15 protein-coding genes and 1 tRNA gene are annotated in these 15,797 nt (G+C 49.8%); 14 read left to right on the forward strand and 2 right to left on the reverse strand.

All coding sequences use genetic code 11. From position 1 onward, the window contains the following. The first annotated feature begins 109 nt into the window (after positions 1 to 109). From minC to ychF, 10 genes are all read left to right on the forward strand, one after another. Positions 110 to 862 carry a septum site-determining protein MinC gene (gene minC / locus BMX44_RS14860; RefSeq protein ID WP_425433721.1) on the forward strand — a complete coding sequence of 251 codons (753 nt, stop codon included), beginning with the start codon at positions 110 to 112 and terminating at the stop codon, positions 860 to 862. A 21-nt stretch (positions 863 to 883) separates the two neighbouring features. Further along, a complete protein-coding gene (minD, locus tag BMX44_RS14865; RefSeq protein WP_090634481.1) occupies positions 884 to 1,696 on the forward strand; it encodes a septum site-determining protein MinD in 813 nt (270 codons plus the stop codon). Next, on the forward strand, positions 1,693 to 1,971 hold the full coding sequence (gene minE / locus BMX44_RS14870; protein ID WP_090634483.1) for a cell division topological specificity factor MinE: 279 nt from the start codon (positions 1,693 to 1,695) through the stop codon (positions 1,969 to 1,971). The genes minD and minE overlap by 4 nt, the downstream gene beginning before the upstream one ends. Before the next feature lie 106 nt (positions 1,972 to 2,077). Continuing rightward, positions 2,078 to 2,740: a lipoprotein insertase outer membrane protein LolB gene (gene lolB / locus BMX44_RS14875; RefSeq protein WP_090634485.1), complete on the forward strand. Its 663-nt coding sequence runs from the start codon at positions 2,078 to 2,080 to the stop codon at positions 2,738 to 2,740. Between the two features lie 26 nt (positions 2,741 to 2,766). Beyond that, on the forward strand, positions 2,767 to 3,633 hold the full coding sequence (ispE, locus tag BMX44_RS14880) for a 4-(cytidine 5'-diphospho)-2-C-methyl-D-erythritol kinase (protein ID WP_090634487.1): 867 nt from the start codon (positions 2,767 to 2,769) through the stop codon (positions 3,631 to 3,633). Then, positions 3,624 to 3,698 (forward strand) — tRNA-Gln (locus BMX44_RS14885). The genes ispE and BMX44_RS14885 overlap by 10 nt, the downstream gene beginning before the upstream one ends. A gap of 136 nt (positions 3,699 to 3,834) precedes the next feature. After that, positions 3,835 to 4,785: a ribose-phosphate pyrophosphokinase gene (locus BMX44_RS14890; RefSeq protein WP_090634489.1), complete on the forward strand. Its 951-nt coding sequence runs from the start codon at positions 3,835 to 3,837 to the stop codon at positions 4,783 to 4,785. A 66-nt stretch (positions 4,786 to 4,851) separates the two neighbouring features. Continuing rightward, positions 4,852 to 5,490: a 50S ribosomal protein L25/general stress protein Ctc gene (locus BMX44_RS14895; protein ID WP_090634490.1), complete on the forward strand. Its 639-nt coding sequence runs from the start codon at positions 4,852 to 4,854 to the stop codon at positions 5,488 to 5,490. Between the two features lie 104 nt (positions 5,491 to 5,594). Continuing rightward, the gene (gene pth / locus BMX44_RS14900; protein ID WP_177167781.1) at positions 5,595 to 6,161 is read left to right on the forward strand and encodes an aminoacyl-tRNA hydrolase; all 567 of its coding nucleotides are present in this window, start codon (positions 5,595 to 5,597) and stop codon (positions 6,159 to 6,161) included. A gap of 56 nt (positions 6,162 to 6,217) precedes the next feature. Beyond that, positions 6,218 to 7,309, forward strand: coding sequence for a redox-regulated ATPase YchF (gene ychF / locus BMX44_RS14905; protein WP_090634494.1), 1,092 nt, complete (start codon positions 6,218 to 6,220; stop codon positions 7,307 to 7,309). A 123-nt stretch (positions 7,310 to 7,432) separates the two neighbouring features. Here ychF and BMX44_RS14910 read toward each other — a convergent pair whose 3' ends face one another. Further along, on the reverse strand, positions 7,433 to 8,884 hold the full coding sequence (locus BMX44_RS14910) for an outer membrane protein assembly factor BamB family protein (RefSeq protein WP_177167782.1): 1,452 nt from the start codon (positions 8,882 to 8,884) through the stop codon (positions 7,433 to 7,435). A 239-nt stretch (positions 8,885 to 9,123) separates the two neighbouring features. On the opposite strand from BMX44_RS14910, the gene BMX44_RS14915 reads away from it, so the two are divergent. The 4 genes from BMX44_RS14915 to BMX44_RS14930 are packed head-to-tail and all read left to right on the forward strand — an operon-like array spanning position 9,124 to position 14,258. After that, entirely contained in the window at positions 9,124 to 10,293 is a 1,170-nt protein-coding gene (locus BMX44_RS14915) for an ATP-NAD kinase family protein (RefSeq protein ID WP_218143984.1), read from the forward strand. 17 nt (positions 10,294 to 10,310) lie between these two features. Continuing rightward, on the forward strand, positions 10,311 to 11,663 hold the full coding sequence (gcvPA, locus tag BMX44_RS14920; protein WP_090634514.1) for an aminomethyl-transferring glycine dehydrogenase subunit GcvPA: 1,353 nt from the start codon (positions 10,311 to 10,313) through the stop codon (positions 11,661 to 11,663). A gap of 18 nt (positions 11,664 to 11,681) precedes the next feature. Continuing rightward, positions 11,682 to 13,187, forward strand: a complete 1,506-nt coding sequence (gene gcvPB / locus BMX44_RS14925) for an aminomethyl-transferring glycine dehydrogenase subunit GcvPB (protein ID WP_090634500.1) — start codon at positions 11,682 to 11,684, stop codon at positions 13,185 to 13,187. A gap of 36 nt (positions 13,188 to 13,223) precedes the next feature. Further along, the gene (locus BMX44_RS14930) at positions 13,224 to 14,258 is read left to right on the forward strand and encodes a patatin-like phospholipase family protein (RefSeq protein ID WP_090634502.1); all 1,035 of its coding nucleotides are present in this window, start codon (positions 13,224 to 13,226) and stop codon (positions 14,256 to 14,258) included. Between the two features lie 415 nt (positions 14,259 to 14,673). Here BMX44_RS14930 and BMX44_RS14935 read toward each other — a convergent pair whose 3' ends face one another. After that, positions 14,674 to 15,570 carry an alpha/beta fold hydrolase gene (locus BMX44_RS14935; protein WP_090634503.1) on the reverse strand — a complete coding sequence of 299 codons (897 nt, stop codon included), beginning with the start codon at positions 15,568 to 15,570 and terminating at the stop codon, positions 14,674 to 14,676. Positions 15,571 to 15,797 lie beyond the last annotated feature (227 nt).

Genomic DNA, 15,797 nt, shown 5'->3' on the forward strand with positions numbered 1-15,797 from the left:
ATCCCAATCCAACAATTGATGAAAGATGTCGACGAGTCCACAAAAAATGCTTAATTCATCGTCTGTCCTTGAATTCAAAAGTACTACTTTTTTTACGCCTATCTTGATTTTGAACACTAATGACATTGCTGCTATCGAGCAGACATTGCAAGAGAAGATCAGTATGGCACCGGATTTTTTCAAACATTCTCCGCTGGTGATCGATGTGCGTGAACTGAATAAATCAGAGCTGGATTTCAACGTAACCGAGATTGTTGAAACGTTGCGCAGAATCGGTTTGTTTCCGATTGGACTTCGCGGCGGCACCGAGCAGCAGAACAGCCAGGCACAGAAACTATCCATACCAGTCGATGCCGGCCGCGATCATGACGCCGGAGCGCTTGCACAGCACGACAGGCGCGCCGCGGTAGCGACGGACGCCGGTAACGAAAACCCGACTGCAGAATCAATGAATGGGGAAGACAAGAATCCGAAAGCAACTGCAACTTCAGCAACTGCGGACTTGCCGGTTCAATCCGTGGCGCCTGTTCAACCTGTCAGGACTATGCTTGTTACACAGCCTGTGCGTTCAGGGCAACGGATCTATGCGCCAGGGGATTTAGTGGTGATGTCGCAGGTTAGCGCCGGCGCAGAGATTATGGCTGAAGGAAATATTCATGTCTATAATACTTTACGTGGCCGAGCGTTAGCGGGTGTACAGGGTAATACCAGTGCACGGATATTCTGTCTGGATTTGCAGGCTGAACTTGTGTCTATCGCTGGAGATTACAAGACCAGCGAACATATCACCAAAACAACACAAAAGAAACCGGTGCAGATTTATTTGCAGGACCACGCGTTAATTATTAATGAAATTGCCTAAATTTTAGCTAAGGAGACTCAATTGGCAAGAATTATTGTTGTGACATCAGGAAAAGGTGGTGTTGGTAAAACAACAACAAGTGCGGCGATTGCCATGGGATTGGCAAAAAAAGGCCATAAAACCGCTGTAATCGATTTTGATGTGGGATTGCGCAATCTCGATTTGATTATGGGCTGTGAGCGCCGTGTTGTTTATGATTTTATCAATGTAATCAATGGGGAGGCGAGTCTTAACCAGGCTCTGATTCGTGATAAGAACTGCAACCAGCTTTTTATTCTGCCGGCTTCGCAAACCCGGGACAAGGATGCATTGACGCTGGAAGGTGTTGGCAGGGTTCTGGAAGAGCTGGCAAAAGAATTCAAATATATCGTCTGCGACTCCCCTGCGGGAATCGAGAAAGGCGCGAATCTCGCACTTTACTATGCGGACGATGCATTTGTTGTAACCAATCCTGAAGTTTCGTCAGTACGTGATTCGGATCGCATGCTGGGTATTCTGGCCAGTAAATCGCGTCGGGCCGAACGGAACGAGGAGCCGGTTCGGGAATACTTGTTGCTGACACGTTACGATCCGAATCGGGTGAAATCCGGTGAGATGCTTGGGCTCGACGATGTTCAGGATATTTTATCACTTCAATTGCTGGGCATCATTCCTGAATCAAAGTCTGTATTAACGGCTTCTAACGCGGGTATCCCAGTAATACTGGATGACAAAAGCGAAGCAGGACTGGCCTATCAGGATGTGGTCGCGCGTTATCTTGGAGAAGATCGCCCGCATCGTTTTATTGACGACAAAAAAGGATTCTTCAGGAAACTATTCGGAGGCAGATTATGAGTTTGTTGGACTATTTCAGAGCGTCCAAGCCAAAATCGGCAGCCATTGCGAAAGAAAGACTGCAGATTCTGGTTGCGCATGAACGAACCGAACGCAATCGTCCCTCGTATCTTCCGCAGTTACAAAAAGAACTGCTCGAAGTGATACGCAAATACGTTCATGTCGATCAGGAAGCCATCTCGGTGAAATTCGAGCAGGATGAAAATCAGGAAACGCTGGAACTGAATATTGTATTGCCTGATTTCCAACAGGAAGAAAAACGTGTCAATATCTGACACGCTGATACCGTAAAGTAACCAACCGGCGATCGGGTTTCTGTTTACATTTTTATCAACATCATTGACGATCAAGTCTCCATCTTCGAACGACCCGACTTGAAAAATGGTACGTTATTTCTTTTTCGGTACTCCTGGCCAATACTCGGGAAACGGCAGATGGTGGGCGCTTTTTATTTGTCTGCCCTTGCTTGCTGGTTGTGCCGGGTTGACAATTCAGACAGATCAGGTTGCCAGAACGGAGGTTTTTGAACCTGCGACAGATCGTGTTACCGCTATGGCGGATGGCTTTGAATTGCTCGGCAGGGTGGCGGTACGTAACGAACAGCAGCGATTTTCCGGGAATGTCCATTGGCAGCATACAAGCGTCGAGGATACGCTAATGCTGTTGTCGCCACTTGGTCAGGCGGTTGCCGAGATCGTCAGAAAACGAAGTGGTGTCACGTTGACTACGTCCAAACAGGAAACTTTTTATGCGGACAACGTGGAAGATTTGACTGCTGAGCTGCTCGGGTGGCGCTTGCCTCTGAATGGTTTGCGATACTGGGTTCAGGGAGTGCATTCACCATTGAGTCGGGCAACTGTCGATTTTGACAGCGAAGACCGCATAATCGCAATCCGGCAGGATGGCTGGGAGATTATATATAGGCAGTATTATCAGCACGATGATGAGTCGTTCAACCGCCAAATGGTGCGGCCAAGAATTGTTGAGCTGCACATTGAAGGTTTAATGATCCGGCTGGTCGTGGATAACTGGACCGAGATCTGATCCGGTAGTGATATTTTCAAAAACTGATGCCATCAATAACGACACTGACCTGTTCCGCCCCGGCCAAGCTTAACCTGTTTCTGCACGTAGTAGGTCAGCGGCCGGATGGCTATCATTTGCTGCAGACAGTTTTCCGTCTGCTGGATTTCTCAGATGAATTAAATTTTACGTTACGTGATGACGGCAAGATAAAGCTGTCTGCAGAAACAATGGGTGTGCCCGCGGATCAGAATTTATGCGTGCGTGCTGCAAAATGCCTGCAGGCAAAGAGTGGAAGCAATCTGGGTGTCGACATATCCCTTGAAAAAAAAATTCCCATGGGCGGCGGTCTCGGTGGCGGGAGCTCAGATGCGGCGACAACCCTGGTAGCGTTGAACAGATTATGGAATTTGAACCTTGACAGGGAAACGTTGCTGGAGCTGGGATTGCAGCTCGGTGCGGACGTGCCGGTGTTCATTTTCGGGCAAAATGCTTTCGCCGAAGGCGTCGGTGAAAAATTGTCTGCCCTGAAACTGCCCGCGGCATGGTATCTGGTGATTATTCCACCCGTTCATGTGTCAACCGCAGAAATTTTTTCAAGTAAAGAATTGACACGAAACACGATTCCTATCAAAATACCGCCCTTTTCCATATGGCAGGGACATAATGATCTCGAGCCTGTGGTATGCCATCTTTATCCGGAAGTGGCGGTCAGATTAGAGTGGCTAAAGCAGCTGAAAAATACTACAATAGCTGCCATGAGTGGGTCTGGTGCCTGCGTGTTTGCCGAGTTTGCGACGGAGCGCGAAGCGCGTGCGGCCTATGCCTGCTTGCCGGATGATATGACAGGGTTTGTGGCACGTGGATTGGAATGTCATCCAATATACACTGCTTTAAAAAATAATGGGGAGTAGCCAAGTGGTAAGGCACCGGATTTTGATTCCGGCATTCGTAGGTTCGATCCCTACCTCCCCAGCCATTATAAAAACTTCCAGAGCATTCAGAAAAATGCTGGCGGACAGGCTGATACCACACCGCGTTATTTGCCGGTCTATATTGACAGAAGCCGAAAGCATTCCTGGTATGCCTGTCTAACATATGCCTAAATCAATATAATGTCTTACGACAGTTTAATGGTATTCACCGGTACGGCTCATCCGCAGCTGGCCCATGATGTTGTCAAGCACCTTAATATCCATCTGGGGCGCGCCACGGTGGGCCGTTTCAGCGACGGTGAAATTATGGTGGAAATTCTCGAGAATGTGCGTGGTAAGGATGTTTTCGTCCTGCAGTCGACATGTGCACCTACCAATGACAGCCTGATGGAGATTCTGGTAATGGTTGATGCGCTTAAACGTGCATCTGCAGGAAGAATTACTGCGGCCATACCTTATTTCGGTTACGCGCGCCAGGACAGAAGACCGCGTTCAGTCAGGGTGCCGATTACCGCCAAGGTGGTCGCCAACATGCTGACCAGTGTTGGTGTGGACCGGGTGCTGACGATGGATCTTCATTCTGATCAGATTCAGGGTTTTTTTGATATTCCTGTCGATAATGTTTATGGTATGCCCATCCTGTTGGGCGATGTCTGGAAGCATGACTATCAGGACCTTGTTGTGGTTTCTCCCGATGTAGGCGGTGTTGTCCGGGCCAGGCACATGGCAAAACGTTTGGAATGCGATCTGGCAATTATCGATAAACGCCGACCGAAGCCCAATGAAGCAAGGATCATGAATATCATCGGCGAAGTGAAAGGCAGAACCTGCGTTATCATCGACGATCTTGTCGATACGGCCAATACGCTGTGCAAAGCAGCGGATGCCCTAAAAGACGAGGGCGCTGTTGCCGTGATCGCCTATTCGACGCATCCGGTATTATCGGGTAATGCTGTTGAGCGCATCAACAATTCGAATCTGGATAAACTGGTGGTGACGGACACCATACCGCTGAAGGAAGAGTCTACAGCGTGCGAAAAAATCTGTCAGTTAAGTGTTGCAAATCTGCTGGCTGAGACAATGGTGCGTATCAGTAATGAAAGCTCCCTCAGCTCGCTGTTTATGGAGTGAATGTTTCACTCGTGTGTAATCGATTTGTTTGGTCGCGGACAAATCATTTTTTTGTGGAGAAATTAAATGAAGATTGAAGTCAGTGCCGAAAAGCGCACGCTGCAGGGAAAAGGTGCGAGCCGCCGCCTGCGTGGTTCCGGCAAAGTGCCGGGGATCATTTATGGTGGAGAGGATACGCCCCAGGCCATTGAGCTGGATCATAACGATATGTTTTACAAGCTAAAGATGGAGGCGTTTCATGCATCGATATTGACGCTGAACGTAGGTGGCGCAAAAGAGCAGGTGTTGTTACGTGATGTGCAAATGCACCCATATAAACAGCTGGTCCTCCATTTGGATTTTCAACGTGTGGATCAAAAGAAGAAAATTCACATGAAAGTACCGTTGCATTTTATCAATGCAGATATTGCGCCGGGCGTTAAAACATCGGGTGGAATTGTCAGCCATGTATTAACTGAAGTAGATGTCACTTGCTTACCAAAAGACCTGCCCGAATTTATTACCGTTGATCTGATTGATCTTGCAGCAGGGCATACTTTGCATCTCAGTGATATCACTGTTCCGGAGAATGTTGAAATTACGGCACTGGTCAAAGGCGATGATCAGGCCGTGGCAACAATTACCATACCGCGTTCTGTTCTGTCGAGCGAATCTACAGGAGAAGGTGGCGAAGCGGAAGGAGAGGCCGAGGCGTCAGAGGAGTAACAAACCGCTTAAATGGTGGCCTAAGAAATCTGCTGGATTTGATTATAAAATCCAGCAGATTTTTGTTTTAGGACTTGTGAACACTGAAACACGTTTGAATTGCGATGAAGCTGATTGTCGGACTGGGTAATCCGGGAAAAGAATATGAGCATACGCGCCATAATGCCGGTTTTGTCTGGATTGATTGCCTGGCAGATGAACTGAAAGTAACGCTAAGGCCTGAGGCGCGTTTTAACGCATTGTGCGCGCGCGTCAACATGAATTCGGCTGATTTATGGTTGCTTGAGCCGCAGACATACATGAATCGCAGTGGCCATTCAGTCGCAGCGTTATGCCGGTTTTACAAGATTCAACCCGATGAAATTCTCGTTATTCATGATGAACTCGATTTATTGCCCGGTGCGGTTAAACTAAAATGCGGCGGCGGTCTGGGAGGGCACAATGGTCTCAAGGATATTGCCGCTCAATTGGGAACCCGGGATTTCTGGCGGTTACGGATTGGTATCGGGCATCCGGGCGATCGCAGTGATGTGGTGCGGTTTGTGCTGCACCCGCCCGGAAAAGAAGAGTCCAGGTTGATCAATGAGGCGATAGATCGGAGTCTGCAGATATGGCCGCTGATCGCACAAGGCGATTTTCAGACAGCCATGCTGAAACTGCATACCAAGTAAGCCACCCTGTATCTTAACGATTAAGCAATTCAATAAACCCGAATGAGTACCCGATTATGAGCCTGAAATGCGGTATTGTGGGTTTGCCCAACGTTGGCAAATCGACTTTATTTAATGCGTTGACCAAAGCGGGCATCGCTGCTGAAAATTATCCTTTTTGTACCATTGATCCAAATGTCGGTATTGTTGAGGTGCCCGATCCACGTCTGCAGAAGCTGACGGAAATCGTCAAACCGCAGAAAGTTCAACCTGCCATTGTGGAGTTTGTCGATATCGCCGGGCTGGTGGCAGGCGCGTCCAAGGGAGAAGGGCTGGGCAATAAATTTCTGGCAAATATCCGGGAGACGGATGGCATTGTTAACATGGTGCGTTGTTTTTCCAATGACAATGTTACGCATGTTGCGGGCCGTGTGGATCCCGTGTCCGACATTGAAGTGATACAGACAGAACTCGTGTTGGCTGATATGGCAACAGTTGAGAAAGCGTTGCTGCGTGAATCCAAAATAGCCAAGTCGGGTAACAAGGAGGCAATCAAACTGTGCGGTTTTCTTGAAACCGTGCAGGTGCATCTGGACCAGGGCAAACCCGCGCGCTCACTTGAACTTGATCATGACCAGCAACAGTTACTCAAACCACTGTGTCTGCTGACTGCCAAGCCGGCAATCTATGTTGCCAACGTTGATGACAACGGTTTTCAAAACAATCCGTTGCTTGATAATGTCAAGGAATATGCGGCGCAGGAGAGCGCACCGGTAGTTGCAATCTGCGCGTCGCTGGAATCCGAAATCGCAGATCTGGCCGATGAAGACAAACAGGTTTTTCTTGAGGATATCGGCCTGGAAGAGCCGGGGCTCAATCGCCTGGTGCGCGCCGCCTATGACTTGCTGGGACTGCAGACTTACTTTACAGCAGGTGTCAAGGAGGTCAGGGCGTGGACCATTCACAAAGGTGACACCGCACCTCAGGCCGCAGGCGTTATCCATACCGACTTTGAAAAGGGCTTTATTCGCGCCGAGGTGATCAGTTATGAAGATTTTGTTGCCTGCAACGGCGAACAGGGCGCCAAGGAAGCCGGTAAAATGCGCCTCGAAGGTAAGGAATATATCGTCAGGGACGGGGATGTAATGCACTTCAGGTTCAATGTGTAGCAGACTTCGTTTTCAGTCTGCTGCAACACCTGTCAACCGTGAACCGCTCCTGTCTGTGAAGTGGCGATACTCAGGGGTTAATAATGGTACTGTACTGCCTTTCATGCCGGGCCTACCAGAGAATCAGGGGACCTGCGGTTGCGCTCTGGCCGGATATGCCATCAGGTAGCTTGTGCCATTCTCGATGATCACGTTATAAACAATTCCGTCCGGAGAAATAGCAGGCGAAGATACCCCGCCAATGGCATCGCTGTCGTTGGCGCGGGTAAAGAAATCGAATGATCGGGTACGCAGGCCTGTTGTCGTGCTGTAGTAAACATAATTGGCTGAAACAGCCGGCGAGGCGATGGTCTGTCCGCCACCGAGGTAAGTCGAGACAATGGGTACATCGGCAAACGCTCCATTTGATTCCAGAACATGCAGCCGGTGGAGCGAGTTTAAAAATATCTGTCTTCCAATAGAGGCGGGTGTGGCCATCACTGCCTCACCAACATTCTGGCTCCACAGCTTGGCGCCGGTTTCCGGGTCAAAACCCTGAATGACACCATCCTCCCGGGCAATCACCAGTAGGCCGTTACTAAAAACGGCCGGTGACGAAAAATAATTTTTGTCGCTATCGTCGTCATAGGTCCAGATTCTGTTTAGCTGAGGCGCGGCCAGATCGAGCCGCCAGTGAAATCCGGTCATGCGCAGTCCAAGGCAATTGTCGGCAACAATAATCAAAGGACGCTCCGGCTGTGCTATCGTTGATAAATCCACCAGGGCCGGTGTCGGGTCCAGCCATCCAAATTGTTCATACAGGGGGCCGAAGGCATCGCCGATAACTGCGGTGCCTTTTGGAAAGTCGCTGATGATGTCCCAGATATCACTCAGCAGACCACTGATGTCGCTCCCTCCTCCTGTAACACGCAAACAGCCGCCAATCGTCCGGCGGTCAATCACGCTGCCGCGGTCATTGAAAACAAACAGTTCGTTTAATCCATCTTCGTAATCATCGTTATCAGCGCCATCCCGCTGGCGAGAAAACCTGACTGGAAGAAAAACATGAATACCACGGCTCGACTCCATGACCTTGGGTGATGCGGAAGTATGGCCCCGAATGATTTCATTGACGTCGGGGAATGTATATGACCAACGGGGTTCGCACTCCGGTGTAATACTGTGTAATGTACTCAGGTAGGAGTCGGAGTCCACTTCCCGGATTGATACGATGTAGGAATTTCCGTTTGATGCTATTGCAGGCGTGGAGAGGATGACGCCGGTTGATAAATCGACTGCACACTTGATTGTGCCATTCGGATTGACGATAACGAGTCTGCCTTCAGCGGTGCCGAGGAGTATTGAGCCGTCCATGGCAACTACGGGGGATGAATGAGCGACCGGCCCGACATCACGCTTCCAAAGCGGCGTGATCGCTGGTGAACTGTTGACTGCGATAAATCCCTGGCTTCGATTATCGGCATGAAATTGAGACCAGGTCCCGGGGCTGACATTTCCATTATCGCAAGCGGATAACAGTGCGGCGAAGCAGAAAAACAAAATAATCCTGATGATTTGATATCTGTTCTGGTTCATGTTCAGTGCCGGGCCGGTTGATAAGTTCAGACAGACGATGAAAATCAAATTGTTTTCTGTGCATCCCCAGTCTGCGTTATATTTAACCATACTTGTTTCTTCAAGTCAGTTGAAAAATACTTTTAACCATTCATGCACCTGATTGAGAAAATTCAGGAAGCATATCGCAAGGCAAGCGGCATTGCACAGTGTACCAGCCCGGCATCATTGCTTTTTATTGCTGGGTAAAGGAGAGGGGCGTGGACAGGGTGTGTGAGCGTATGCGTGAGAAGAAATGTGTCGGAATTCTGATCAATCCGATTGCGGGTATGGGCGGCCGGGTTGGGTTGAAAGGCACGGATGGCATGGAGAATCAGGCTCGAGCGCTGGGAGCCCGGCCTGCGGCACACCTGCGTGCAACGGAAACCCTGTGCAGGTTTATTCAGCTGATGTCGCAAGCAACGGATTTTCCGTTACGATGGTTGACCTGTTCAGGGGAAATGGGCGAAGCGGTGTTGAAAACAGCCGGCATTCCAATGAACGTTATAGAGATTGTTCATACAGTAACTGGAAAATCCTCGGCGGAAGATACGCGGCGAGCGGTGCGCGGTTTTATGGCACAGAAAGTGGACTTGATCGTTTTTTGCGGTGGTGATGGTACCGCGCGGGATATTTGCAGCGTTGCCGGAATTAGCGTACCGATTCTGGGCATTCCTTCGGGCGTCAAAATGTTTTCGGGAGTTTTCGCCACCAATCCCGTGCGTTGTGCCGAAACCATGCTCGCTTTTTTGCAGAATCGGTTGACGACTGTGCAGACAGAAGTGCTGGATCTGGATGAGGCAAGCTACCGGGCAGGTGAATGGAAGGTCAAGTTGTATCATGCCGCGTTGACGCCATTCGAACCCAGGTATATGCAATCATCCAAGGCCTTGATCGAAAATGTCGACGATACGGCGATCAGGGCGGGCATTGCGGACTATCTGTTGGAACAGTTTCAGCGTGAAACACCGGCGCTCGTATTTCTGGGCGCTGGAAGCACAGTCAAATCGGTTGGTGATCGCTGGGGTATTGATAAAACGCTGCTGGGTGTTGATGCTGTTGTCGATGGAGAATGTATCGGCGGCGATCTGAACGAACAGCAGATACTTGCATTGCTCGGCAGATTCAAAGCGCGTAAACTGGTTCTCAGTCCAATCGGTGCGCAGGGATTCGTGCTGGGCAGGGGGAATTCGCAGCTCAGCCCTGCTGTTATCCGGGACATAGGCTGTAGCAATATCATTGTAATTGCCACACCTGCCAAGCTCGCAAAAACGCCTGTGCTCCGGTTTGATACTGGCGACGCCATGCTTGACCGGGAATTGGCGGGTGATGGTTATATTCGTGTTGTTACCGGTTACCGCCGAAGAACGCTGGTGAAAACGATGCTTTAGCAAGAATGGTACAGCAAATGAATTTTTTGCCGCATACTGAAACCGAACTTCGCGAGATGCTCAGCACGCTGGGATTGTCGCAGCTGGAAGCGCTGTTTGCGGATATTCCTGAGCATGTTCGTTTTCCGGATCTGACCTTGCCTTCGCCGCTGTCGCAGATGGAACTGGAAGCGCACTTGCGCAAAGTAGCTGGTCGTAATGCGAATGCATCGAGTCATGAATGCTTTCTGGGTGCGGGCGCGTATCATCATTATGTTCCGGCAACGGTTGATTATGTCATTCGCCGTGGTGAGTTTTTTACCGCGTATACCCCATACCAGCCAGAGGCCAGCCAGGGGATGCTGCAGGCCATGTTCGAATATGAGAGCATGATCTGCCAGTTAACTGGAATGGGCGTGACCAACGCCAGTCACTATGACGGTGCGACCGCACTGGCAGAAGCAGTGCGCATGGCGCTTGATCTGGCTTCAGGCAACCGACAGAAAATCGTTCTGTCGCCCGCGATCAATCCACATTACCGTGAAACGGTAAGGACCTACCTGCACGGCAGCGAAGTGTCACTGGTCGGTGAAAACACGGTACCGGATGAACTGGACAGTCTGTTATCGCAGCTGGATGATCAGGTAGCCGCGCTGGTTATTCAGAATCCGAATTTTCTGGGGCAGTTTGAAAATATCACCGGCATTGCGGAGAAGGTACACCAGGCCGGGGCGCTTTTGATTGTAGTAGCAGACCCCATCGCGCTTGGCCTGTTTCAATCGCCGGGTTCCTACGGTGCCGATGTTGTGATAGCCGATGGGCAGCCGCTTGGTATACCCCTTTCATTCGGCGGTCCGTATCTCGGGATTTTTGCTACACGCACGACTTATGTGCGTCATATGCCCGGGCGGGTGGTCGGCGAAACGGTCGACCAGTCCGGTCGGCGCGGCTATGTGTTGACCCTTGCGGCGCGTGAGCAGCATATCCGGCGCGCTCGTGCCACCAGCAATATCTGCACCAATTCTGGACTGATGGCGCTGGCGGCGGCAACGTATCTGGCAACACTTGGTGAATCCGGCTTGCGCAAGGTGGCAGCACTGTGTTTTCACAAAAGTCATTATGCTGCACAGCAACTGGCCGAAAAAACAGGACTGGAAGTCAACGCGCATGCACCAAGTAAACCTTTTTTTAAGGAATTCTATGTGCAACTGCCGCGGCCGGTCGATGAGGTCAACCGGATATTGCGCGAGGAATACGGCGTTATCGGCGGTTTTGACCTGGGCGCCTGCTATCCCGGCTTCGAGCGGCAGATGTTGATCGCGGTGACCGAGATGAATACCAAAGCAGCGATCGACCGGCTGGTTGATGCGCTGGTTACTGTGACGCGATAAGAATGGAGGGCGTTGATCATGCCTGAAATCGATTACAGAAATTCTGAAAAAACGGTGTATGAGCTGAGTGCCGTGGGTCGCGGCACGAACCTGATGCCAGAATGTGATGTACCCAAGACTGCACTGCCCGGCGCATTGTTGCGCAAAGACACTGAAACTATCGGACTTCCCGGGCTTTCCGAGCTTGACGTGGTACGGCATTTTATCCATCTGGCGCAGCGAAACTTCAGCGTCGACGGCGGATTTTATCCGCTGGGGTCGTGCACCATGAAGTACAACCCGAAAATCAGCGAGGCATGCGCCCGGTCTGAAGGTTTTGCGCAATCGCATCCGTTGCAGCCGGATGAAACGGTGCAGGGGAACCTGAAACTGATGCACGATCTGCAGGAATGGCTGAAGGAAATCGGCGGGTTCGCGGCCGTTTCACTGCAACCCACGGCGGGCGCGCAGGGTGAATTGACCGCGCTGCTGATGATGCGCGCTTTTTTCCGCAACTGCGGTGAAACCGGACGCACCCAGATCCTGATTCCGGATTCGGCGCACGGCACCAATCCGGCGTCGACGACGATGGCTGGTTTCGAAACACTTGAAATCCCGTCGGACGAGCATGGTAACCTTGACCTCGCCGCGCTCAATGCAGCCTGCGACGATACCGTTGCCGGATTAATGCTCACAAACCCCAATACACTGGGTTTGTTCGAGCGTGACATCGAAACTATTGTTCGGTGTGTGCATGACTGCGGCGGACTGGTTTACGGCGACGGCGCCAACATGAACGCGCTCGCCGGTGTGGTGCGGCCGGGGGATCTGGGTATCGATGTCATGCACTACAATCTGCACAAAACGTTCGGCACGCCGCATGGCGGCGGCGGTCCCGGCTCCGGCCCGCTGGGTGCGGGCGAGAAACTGGCCGCATATCTGCCCGGCCCGCTGGTGCGCCGGATTGATAACGTGGAGAAACCAGACCCCGGTTATATGCTTTTTATACCGGAAAAAACCATTGGACGGATGAACAGCCACTTCGGCAGCTTCGGTGTATTTGTCCGCGCGTATGCCTACATCCTGCAGCATGGCGCCGAAGGTCTGAAACAGAATGCACTGCACGCGGTGCTCAATGCCAACTATCTTCGCGAAAAGCTGCGAGGCGTCTATCCATTGTCCCATGATCGCACCTGCATGCATGAATTCGTGCTGCAGGGAAAAATCGAGGGCAGCAGCGTGCGTGCGGTGGACATCAGCAAGCGGCTGCTTGATTACGGATTTCATCCGCCAACTATCTATTTTCCGTTGATTGTTCCCGAAGCGCTGATGATTGAACCCACCGAAACGGAAAGCAAACAGACACTCGATGCATTTGCCGAAGCGATGAAGGCGATTGCACAGGAAGCAGTCGATCGTCCTGAAACACTGCATACCGCACCGCATACCACGCCGGTCGGGCGTCTGGATGAAGTACGTGCCGCACGTCAGCTCAAGCTGAGGGAAGACGACAGGAAGGTAAAAGACAATCTGAATAAAGCCTGATTCATGTCACATATTGATTATTTGAGGAGAGCAAATATGAAATATCCATTCAAAAACTTGGTATTCGAAGGTGGTGGCGTAAAAGGAATTGCATATGTTGGTGCAATGAAGGTTTTAGAAAAGGAGAGAATTCTGGAAAACATAAAAAGAGTCGGCGGAACATCTGCAGGATCAATCAACGCTGTACTGTTCGCCTCCGGATTTGGCAATCAAGAAATACTAAACGTATTAAGCACGCTTGATTTTAATGATTTCAAAGATGATAGCTGGGGTACTCTTCGCGACATGAATCGCTTGAGAGAAGAATATGGCTGGTATAAGGGCGATTTTTTCAGGGAATGGATTGGTGAGCTGTTAAAGAAGAAGACAGGGAGCTCCAACATTACATTTAAGGCCATCAGCGAGCATTCCGGAAAAGATCTTTACGTTTATGCTTCAAACTTATCAACACAATTCGGAGAGGTCTATTCTCCCGAGCATACGCCACGCATGAGAGTCGTAGATGCAGTCAGAAGGTCAATGTCGATACCTCTGTTTTTCAGGGCCATTAGAGACGATCGGAAAGATGTGTTTGTCGATGGCGGGGCTATTAATAACTATCCTGTTAAATTGTTTGATAGAGAAAAGTATCTCGAAAATAATGATCTAAAACGGATTCCAAAATACTATGAATCGGCAAATTTGGTTTTAGCTGAAAAATCTCCAAAAAGCAGTCAGTATATTTATAATAAAGAAACGTTGGGTTTTCGCCTGGATTCTGCAAAAGAAAAAGGAGTGTTTCGTGACGGACAAGAACCTCAGCACGCAGATATTGATAATTTTTTAGATTATACGATGCAACTGATTAAAACGGTTCTTGCAGCCCAAGACAGCCAGCATCTCCATAATGACGATTGGCATAGAACTGTGTATATAGACTCTCTGGGTGTTGGTACGACAGATTTCGATCTTAGCGATAGTTTAAAAAAGGATCTTGTTGCTTCGGGAAAAAAATGTGCGGAGGAGTATTTAAAGTGGTGGTCGGACGAAAGCAAAGATCTTGCTATCAATCATCCGAAATCAACAGAATAATTTTTGATTTTTTTGGAAAAATGACCGCTAACGAATGACTCCAACGGACGCTCGAAACAACAATACCGCTGAGTCTGGCAGTTTGAAACCATAGAAAATACTCATGTACGCGAAGAGACTCGAGACTCGCGAGGTCAGGTCTTGCCATTCAGCATACGTTAGCATCCGGCCTTTTTAAGAATCCCGGCTAACCGATAGTGCACGCCAAATTCATCAAAATGGAAAATGTGTCAAATCTGTTTTTAATTGTTTTCTTTGTTTAGTCTATTAATTCTGTTAAATGCTCATCTTCGCAAACCCAGCGATCAAACTTAACCATAGCTCCTAGATACTTCCATAATATATAGGAGGTAAAGAAAGTATTGATATTAATGCAAAACCCCATTTTCTGCTTTTCTGTGATACTTGTTGGTCATTACGCTCCATTTTTCTGATTACAATCTGCGCCATCCATCAAAAATTCGAATAGATATTGGTTCACCAGCTCAGGCTGCTCCTGCTGTACCCAATGACTGCACCGGGGAATGTACCTGATTTCGAAGCGACCGGCGAAGCAGGGCTCCATGTTGCAGGTGAGTTCCTTACCCAGCGCGGTGTCTTCCTCTGCCCAGATCAGCAGTGTCGGGCACATGATCTGGTCGAATGCGCGTTCGCCGTGACGGACCCGCTCGCGAAACGCCGCGCGGTAGTAGTTGATCGCTGCGGTCAGCGCGCCAGGCTTTTGCAGTGCTTCGGCGTATTGTTGCAATTCATCGGTTGTGAATACGTCCTTTCGAATCGCCATGCCACGAAAGGCCTTTTCAACAAACCACCGCAAATTCAGGCGTATGCCGAATTCCGGCAGCCAGGGGAGCTGAAAAAAGAACATATACCAGCTGCGCCGTAATTGACGCCAGTTGGTTCTGAGGTGTTGCTGAAATGCAGTTGGATGCGGGCAATTCAATACAATCAGTTTTTCCGTTGCCTCGGGATATTCCACTGCAAATACCCAGGCGATGCCGCCGCCCCAGTCATGACCGACAATGATTGCTTTTTCCTCGTCGAATGCACGAATCAATCCCATGACATCGGCGGTAAGCATATCCACACGGTAGCTCGACACGCCCGGCGGTTTTTCGCTGTCGTTGTAGCCGCGTAGATCGGGTGCGACAACGCGAAAGTGCTGTGCCAGCGCAGGAATCTGGTGCCGCCAGGAGTACCAGAATTCCGGAAAACCGTGCAGAAGAATGACAAGCGGACCTTTACCCTGCGTTACATAGTGCAGCTGAATGCCGTTGACATGCGCATAACCGTGTTGCCAGGATTCATTCATGATTCAGTGTTGCAATAGGTGTTTGAATAATAAAACAGTGATGTGTATGTTTTCTGACTTTTTAACTGCTGAATCGAATTTAGCATAAAACCATTTGAAAATGCGAGCGGGGGAAATACACAAGGGTTATTGGAGCTATAGTCAAATCTGGTGTATGGAGAATCAAGCGGCCTGCTGCTTTTGATCCCCATTTTGTTTAACGCCGTCAACGAATTTTGCACCTTCAA

Origin of the sequence: Nitrosomonas marina (assembly GCF_900110145.1) — a bacterium.
In the GTDB taxonomy this organism is placed as follows: Bacteria; Pseudomonadota; Gammaproteobacteria; order Burkholderiales; family Nitrosomonadaceae; genus Nitrosomonas; species Nitrosomonas marina.

Coding starts and splice junctions, on each gene's coding strand:
- minE (WP_090634483.1), top strand. CDS start 1,693: ATGAGTTTGTTGGACTATTTCAGAGCGTCCAAGCCAAAATCGGCAGCC.
- lolB (WP_090634485.1), top strand. CDS start 2,078: ATGGTACGTTATTTCTTTTTCGGTACTCCTGGCCAATACTCGGGAAAC.
- ispE (WP_090634487.1), top strand. CDS start 2,767: ATGCCATCAATAACGACACTGACCTGTTCCGCCCCGGCCAAGCTTAAC.
- BMX44_RS14890 (WP_090634489.1), top strand. CDS start 3,835: ATGTCTTACGACAGTTTAATGGTATTCACCGGTACGGCTCATCCGCAG.
- BMX44_RS14895 (WP_090634490.1), top strand. CDS start 4,852: ATGAAGATTGAAGTCAGTGCCGAAAAGCGCACGCTGCAGGGAAAAGGT.
- pth (WP_177167781.1), top strand. CDS start 5,595: ATGAAGCTGATTGTCGGACTGGGTAATCCGGGAAAAGAATATGAGCAT.
- ychF (WP_090634494.1), top strand. CDS start 6,218: ATGAGCCTGAAATGCGGTATTGTGGGTTTGCCCAACGTTGGCAAATCG.
- BMX44_RS14910 (WP_177167782.1), bottom strand. CDS start 8,884: ATGAACCAGAACAGATATCAAATCATCAGGATTATTTTGTTTTTCTGC.
- gcvPA (WP_090634514.1), top strand. CDS start 10,311: ATGAATTTTTTGCCGCATACTGAAACCGAACTTCGCGAGATGCTCAGC.
- gcvPB (WP_090634500.1), top strand. CDS start 11,682: ATGCCTGAAATCGATTACAGAAATTCTGAAAAAACGGTGTATGAGCTG.
- BMX44_RS14930 (WP_090634502.1), top strand. CDS start 13,224: ATGAAATATCCATTCAAAAACTTGGTATTCGAAGGTGGTGGCGTAAAA.
- BMX44_RS14935 (WP_090634503.1), bottom strand. CDS start 15,570: ATGAATGAATCCTGGCAACACGGTTATGCGCATGTCAACGGCATTCAG.